Below are 6,632 nucleotides of genomic sequence, written 5' to 3' on the forward strand. Positions count from 1 at the left end.
GCGCTTACGGCTGGCAACGTTGACTACCGTACGAAGGCCAATGGCCGCGTGTACGTGTCTGTAATGCCGAAAGCCGAAGCAGCGGAATAAGCCGGTAGCGCTCTAAAACAGCCGGCGTCTCATCGACCCGGCTGACGCACCTGATGGTTCCAAGCCAGACTTCAAAGGGGAGATGGGGCAATACCCAACTCCCCTTTTGTCGTTTCTGGAGGAAACCATGCAAACCGAACTGTTGAGGGAAGACCAATCACGGTCTCCCGAACAAAGGCTGAGGCCCCAACGGTCAAGGACCGATTGCCCGATATTGTTGTCACCCCGGCTCGTTCTGCGCGCCCCTCATGAAGACGATATCGACGCCCTTGCCCATCTTGCCAACAATGCCAATGTCGCGACCATGGTCTCGCGCATGCCGCACCCGTATACGACGGCCGACGCCGCCGACTTCGTGCGACGCGCGAAAGCCGGCACGATTGGCAAGTGCGTCTACGCGATTACCAAAGCGGACAATGGCGCATTTCTCGGTTGCTGCGGTATCGAGCCGCATCCGGATGGCAAGACGGCGGAACTCGGCTACTGGCTGGGCGAACCCTACTGGAACCAGGGTTATGCCACAGAGGCTGCCCAGGTCCTGACCGACATGGCCTTCCGCACCCGCGACATCGACCAGATCGATGCGCGCTGCCGGGTCATGAACCTCGCATCGCGTCGGGTCATCCAGAAGTGCGGCTTCCAGTTCCAGGGCAGCGGCATGGTCGGCAGCCTCGCACTCGGCGGCTCGATCGCGGTTGAGTGGTACCGGCTCGACCGCAAGACCTGGGTTTCCTTGAGAAGCTGGGGAGGCATGCGATGAACGCGCTTGTTTCCGAACGCCAGCGGGTCGTTGCTCGTCCCGGCCCCGGCCCTTGCCCGGTCATTGAGACGAAGCGCCTGGTCCTGCGTCCGCATCGGCCCAGCGATGCCGAGGCGATCGCCCAGTCGCTCGGCGATTTCCAGGTCGCCCGCATGCTGGCGCGTGTACCGGCACCTTACGACCTGCAGGACGCGCTCGACTGGCTGACCGCGCAGACCTCGGGGCTGACACCCGACTGGACACTCGCCATCACCACTGGCGACGATGTCCATATCGGCTGCATCGGCATCGAGCTCAGGCACGGCCAGTGGCATGTCGGCTACTGGCTGAACCGCTTCTACTGGGGCAAGGGCTTTGCCTCGGAAGCCGCCTATGCGGCAGTCGAGCGTTTCTTCCGGCGCATGCCCGAAACGACCCTGCATTCCGGCGTCTTTGCCGACAATCCGGGGTCGCTGAAGGTGCAGGAGAAGATCGGCTTCAAGGTCACCGGCTGCAGCCAAGTCTACGCGCTCGCCCGCAACGCCATGGTCGCACATATCGAGACGCGACTGACGGCCGCGGACCTGCATCGACCGCACTGACAGAAAGCTCCCCCGCGACGCTCAACCGTCGCGGGGGAATTTGTCATGAAAGCGTGAAACCGACGGGCAGGTGATCGGAGCCCTTGGCCTCATAGTCTGTCCAGGCGTCCTGCAGCCTGGGCACGAGGCCGGCGCTCAGGAAGCAGTAGTCGAGGTGCATGCGCTTTTCGGGGTTTTCGGGATGGATCCAGCTGTAGCTTTCAGGCGTCAGGCGGCCGAGATGTGCGAGTGCGTCAACCGGGTTCTCCAGTCGCAGCGAGCGACCATAAAAAGCGTCGCGCGAGCCGACCATAGCGCAGTATTCCGGCGTCTCCGGCTGCATGTTGAAATCGCCCATGACGACGAAATCCTCGGGATGCGGCGGCTCGGCCAGACCAAAGTCCGCCGCCCCGGTGATCGCGCCGCCTTCGAGCGGATAACCGAGAAGCCGGTCCTTGAGATAGCGGATCTGGGCGATGCGTTCGGCGGGCAGCACATGGTCGAGATGCACGGAATAGACTCTGAGCGGGCCGCCGGGTGTGGCGATCAAGGCTTCGGTCGCGCCGCGCTGCAGGTTCATCGGGCTGATCGTGCGGGTGCGCGGCAGGGAGATCAGCCGCGTCGCCAGGATCGGCCATCGCGACAGGATCATGTTGCCGAACTGGAAGCGACGGCTGACGGCGCGACCGTCCTCGATCGTCGAGCCGATGTCGATGTCGCAGGGCGCATGAAAGGCGGAGAAATGACCGGGAAACAGTCTTTCGAAACGGGCAACCAGATCGGCATGGCCGTTGCGATGAAAACCGCGCGTTACTTCCTGCAGGGCGATGATATCGGCACCATCGAGCGAGGCGGCGATGCGTTCAGGGTCGAAATGACCGTCGAGACCGATGCCGTATTGGATGTTGTAGCTGACGAACCGCACGATATTCTTTGACCTCCGAATAAACCGCCTATATCGATGGCGGCAAAATAAGACCGCGCACTTAAACGAAACAGATGGCAGCCAAATGAAATTTCTCGACGAAACGAAAGTCTATATCCGCTCCGGCGACGGCGGCGCAGGCGCCGTCTCGTTTCGGCGCGAAAAATTCATCGAGTTCGGCGGCCCGGATGGCGGCGACGGCGGTCGCGGTGGCGACGTCTGGGTGGAGGCCGTCAACGGCCTCAACACGCTCATCGACTTCCGCTACCAGCAGCACTTCAAGGCCAAGACCGGCCAGCATGGCATGGGCCGCAACCGTACCGGCGCCGGCGGCGGCGACGTGACGTTGAAGGTGCCGGTCGGCACGCAGATCTTCGAAGAAGACAACGAGACGCTGATCGTCGACATGGTCGCCGAGGGCCAGCGCTACCGGCTGGCCGCCGGCGGCAATGGCGGCTTCGGCAACGCGCATTTCCGCTCGTCCACCAACCAGGCGCCGAACTGGGCCAATCCGGGCCTCGAAGGCGACGAAAAGACCCTCTGGCTGCGGCTGAAGCTGATCGCCGACGCCGGTCTCGTCGGCCTGCCGAATGCCGGCAAGTCGACCTTCCTTGCCGCCTGCACCCGCGCCCGCCCGAAGATCGCCAATTACCCCTTCACCACGCTGCACCCCAATCTCGGCGTCGCCACCGTCGACGGCAACGAATTCATCATCGCCGACATCCCGGGCCTGATCGAAGGCGCGCATGAAGGTGTAGGGATCGGCGACCGCTTCCTTGGCCATGTCGAGCGCACCCGCGTGCTGCTGCACCTGGTGTCGGCCCAGGAGGAGGATGTCGCCAAGGCCTATAAGACCGTCCGGCATGAGCTTGACGCCTATGGTGGCGGCCTGGAAGACAAGCCGCAGATCGTCGCGCTGTCGCAGATCGACATTCTTGACGAGGACGAGTTGAAGGCAAAAGCCAAGGCGCTGGCAAAGGCCTGTGGCGAAAAGCCTCTTCTGCTTTCGGCAGCCGTCGGCACGGGCATGACCGAGGCGCTGCGGTCGCTGCGCAGCGTTATCGTCGCCGCCAAGGCCGGCGAAGGCTTCGGCGAGGAGAACGCCTGATATGACAAAGACCCGCAAGCCGCTTCAAAAGTATCGCCGGGTCGTCATCAAGATTGGGTCGGCCTTGTTGGTCGACCGCGCGACCGGGCTGAAGAAAGCCTGGCTCGACGCCATGTGCGCCGACATTGCCGGCCTGAAAGCCAAGGGCGTCGAAGTATTGGTCGTGTCCTCCGGTGCAATCGCCCTCGGTCGCACCGTGCTTAACGTGCCGGCGGGCGCGCTGAAACTCGAAGAGAGCCAGGCCGCTGCCGCCGTCGGCCAGATTGCGCTGGCGCGCGCCTGGTCGGAGAGCCTGTCGACCGATGCCATCGTTGCCGGCCAGGTATTGCTGACGCTCGGTGACACGGAAGAGCGCCGCCGCTATCTCAACGCCCGTGCCACCATCAACCAGTTGCTGAAGCTCGGCGCCGTGCCGATCATCAACGAAAACGACACGGTGGCGACGACCGAAATCCGCTACGGCGACAACGATCGGCTGGCCGCCCGCGTTGCCACCATGGTTGGCGCCGACCTCCTGGTGTTGCTCTCCGATATCGACGGGCTTTACACCGCCCCGCCGCATCTCGATCCGAACGCCCGCTTCCTCGAAACGATCGCCGAAATCACGCCCGAGATCGAGGCGATGGCCGGCGGTGCCGCATCCGAGCTTTCGCGCGGCGGCATGCGCACCAAGATCGATGCCGGCAAGATCGCGACGACCGCCGGCTGCGCCATGATCATCGCGTCGGGCAAGCCGGACCACCCGCTCTCTGCGATCGAGGATGGCGCCCGCTCGTCCTGGTTCGCGCCGTCGGGTTCGCCGGTAACGGCGCGCAAGACCTGGATTGCCGGGCAATTGCTGCCGGCTGGAACGCTGCGTGTCGACGCCGGCGCCGAAGAGGCGCTGCGCTCCGGCAAGAGCCTGCTGCCGGCTGGCGTCCGGGACGTGACAGGCACCTTCAGCCGCGGCGACACCATCGCCGTCGTCGGCACGTCGGGACGCGAGATCGCCCGTGGGCTCGCCGGTTACGACGCCGACGAAGCGCGCCAGATTGCCGGCAAGAAGTCGGCCGAGATCGCCGCGATCCTCGGTTATGCCGGCCGCGCCGCCATGGTGCATCGCGACGATCTGGTGATGACCGGAAAACGCCCCGAGACAGAGGGCAGCCCGAAGGATGAAGTCCATGCTTGACGAGGTGAGGAAGAAGGACGACGTCGAAAGCGTCATGCTGGAGATCGGCCGCAACGCCAAGGGCGCCAGTCGACCGCTCGCCGTCGCCACCGCCGAGCGCAAGCATGCCGCCCTCATCGCCATGGCCGAGACGATTGTCGCGCGCAAGAACGAGATTCTCGCCGCCAACGCGATCGACCTCGAAAACGCCCGAGAGAGCGGTGTTGCCGCGTCCTTCATCGACCGGTTGACGCTGACCGAGGCCCGCATCCTGGACATGGCGAACGGCATCCGCGCCATCGCCGAACTCAAGGATCCCGTCGGTGATATCATCGCCGAATGGGACCGGCCGAACGGCCTGCATATCGAGCGCGTGCGCACGCCGCTTGGCGTTATCGGCGTCATCTATGAAAGCCGGCCCAATGTGACGGCGGACGCCGGCGCTTTGTGCCTGAAAGCCGGCAATGCCGTTATCCTGCGCGGCGGTTCCGACAGCTTCCATTCCTCGGGCGCGATCCACGCCTGCCTTGTCGAAGGGCTGAAAGCTGCCGGGTTGCCGGAACATGCGATCCAGATGGTGCCGGTCGCCGACCGCGCCGCCGTTGGAGCCTTGCTTTCGGGCCTCTCAGGCACGGTCGACGTGATCGTACCGCGCGGCGGCAAGAGCCTCGTCGCGCGCGTCCAGAACGAGGCGCGTGTTCCAGTCTTTGCCCATCTCGAAGGCCTCTGCCACATCTATGTCGACGCCTCGGCCGACCTTTCGATGGCCGAGAAGATCGTCGTCAACGCGAAAATGCGTCGCACCGGCATCTGTGGCGCCGCCGAGACGCTTCTGATCGACCGTAACGACGCCGCCCGCCTGGCAGAACCGCTGTTGAAGGTGTTGCTCGGCGCCGGCTGCGAAGTGCGCGTTTCGGACGAGCTTGTAGGCACAGTCGATGGCCTGAAGACTGCCACGGACGAGGACTGGGCGACCGAGTATCTCGACGCCATCATCTCGGTGAAGCTGGTCGACGGCATTTCCGGCGCCATCGAGCACATAGCCACATGGTCGTCTGCCCACACGGAAGCGGTAATCGCCGAGGATCCTGATGTGGTCGAGCGCTTCTTCGCGGAAATCGATTCCGCCATTCTGTTGCACAACGCTTCGACGCAGTTTGCCGATGGCGGCGAGTTCGGCATGGGCGGCGAGATCGGCATTGCCACCGGCAAGATGCATGCGCGCGGCCCTGTTGGCGTCGAGCAGCTGACCTCCTTCAAGTATCGGGTGCGTGGTGCTGGACAGGTCAGGCCCTGAGTTGACGACGGGCAAGGTCAACGCCCGCTACCTGCGCATGCCCCATGTCGAGAGCGGCATGGTGGTCGGCCTCTTCGGCGGATCCTTCAATCCGCCGCACGAGGGCCACGTGCTCGTCGCCGATACCGCAATACAGCGGCTCGGGCTCGACCAGCTCTGGTGGATGGTGACGCCGGGCAATCCGCTCAAGGACCATAACAATCTCGCGCCGCTTTCCGAGCGCATCGCCATGAGCGAGAAGATCGCGCAGAACCCACGCATCAAGGTAACCGCCTTTGAAAAGGCGCTCGGCCAAAGCTACACGGCCCGGACGCTGGAGCGGGTGCAGGCCCGCAACCGTGACATCCGCTTCGTCTGGATCATGGGCGCCGACAACCTGAAGAGCTTTCACCGTTGGCAGAACTGGCAGAAGATCGCCCGCACCTTCCCGATCGCCGTCATCGATCGGCCGGGCTCGACACTTGCCTATCTCTCCTCGCGCATGGCCAAGACCTTCGACTATGCCCGCATCGACGAAAGCGATGCGCGGCGCCTGGCGTTCCATCAGGCCCCCGCCTGGACCTTCATTCACGGGCCCCGCTCATCGATGAGTTCGACGGCACTCAGGGCGGGAAAGCCGACGTGAATTCCTGTGATTCACTTCTGCTGTCTTGAAACCGCTACCGTTTGATGCCTACATTCATGGACGGTTCGATCTTTGTTCGAATCGAAAGTGCCTGTTCTGTTCTATGGAAAGGAAAGA

7 protein-coding genes and 1 pseudogene are annotated in these 6,632 nt (G+C 63.8%); 7 read left to right on the plus strand and 1 reads right to left on the minus strand.

The annotated features are described in order from the left end of the window. From VGO04_RS01910 to VGO04_RS01920, 3 genes and pseudogenes are all read left to right on the plus strand, one after another. Nucleotides 1-90, plus strand: a pseudogene (locus tag VGO04_RS01910) (50S ribosomal protein L27); the annotation flags it as partial. A 127-nt stretch (nucleotides 91-217) separates the two neighbouring features. Then, nucleotides 218-850 (plus strand): GNAT family N-acetyltransferase, encoded by a 633-nt coding sequence (locus tag VGO04_RS01915; protein ID WP_034802649.1) that lies wholly within the window; start codon nucleotides 218-220, stop codon nucleotides 848-850. Continuing rightward, nucleotides 847-1,431, plus strand: a complete 585-nt coding sequence (locus tag VGO04_RS01920; RefSeq protein ID WP_327494270.1) for a GNAT family N-acetyltransferase — start codon at nucleotides 847-849, stop codon at nucleotides 1,429-1,431. The genes VGO04_RS01915 and VGO04_RS01920 overlap by 4 nt, the downstream gene beginning before the upstream one ends. A 43-nt stretch (nucleotides 1,432-1,474) precedes the next feature. On the opposite strand, the gene VGO04_RS01925 is transcribed toward VGO04_RS01920, so the two are convergent. After that, the gene (locus VGO04_RS01925) at nucleotides 1,475-2,335 is read right to left on the minus strand and encodes an endonuclease/exonuclease/phosphatase family protein (protein WP_327494271.1); all 861 of its coding nucleotides are present in this window, start codon (nucleotides 2,333-2,335) and stop codon (nucleotides 1,475-1,477) included. A gap of 85 nt (nucleotides 2,336-2,420) precedes the next feature. Here VGO04_RS01925 and obgE point away from each other — a divergent pair, with 85 nt between their 5' ends. The 4 genes from obgE to VGO04_RS01945 are packed head-to-tail and all read left to right on the plus strand — an operon-like array spanning nucleotide 2,421 to nucleotide 6,515. After that, nucleotides 2,421-3,443 (plus strand): GTPase ObgE, encoded by a 1,023-nt coding sequence (obgE, locus tag VGO04_RS01930; protein ID WP_327494272.1) that lies wholly within the window; start codon nucleotides 2,421-2,423, stop codon nucleotides 3,441-3,443. Between the two features lies 1 nt (nucleotide 3,444). Beyond that, nucleotides 3,445-4,614 (plus strand): glutamate 5-kinase, encoded by a 1,170-nt coding sequence (gene proB / locus VGO04_RS01935; RefSeq protein ID WP_327494273.1) that lies wholly within the window; start codon nucleotides 3,445-3,447, stop codon nucleotides 4,612-4,614. Further along, entirely contained in the window at nucleotides 4,607-5,890 is a 1,284-nt protein-coding gene (locus VGO04_RS01940) for a glutamate-5-semialdehyde dehydrogenase (RefSeq protein WP_327494274.1), read from the plus strand. Before proB ends, VGO04_RS01940 begins: the two co-directional genes overlap by 8 nt. 37 nt (nucleotides 5,891-5,927) lie before the next feature. Then, a complete protein-coding gene (locus tag VGO04_RS01945) occupies nucleotides 5,928-6,515 on the plus strand; it encodes a nicotinate-nucleotide adenylyltransferase (RefSeq protein ID WP_327494275.1) in 588 nt (195 codons plus the stop codon). The last annotated feature ends 117 nt before the right edge of the window (nucleotides 6,516-6,632 follow it).

The organism is Ensifer sp., assembly GCF_035999185.1.
Lineage (GTDB): Bacteria > Pseudomonadota > Alphaproteobacteria > Rhizobiales > Rhizobiaceae > Ensifer.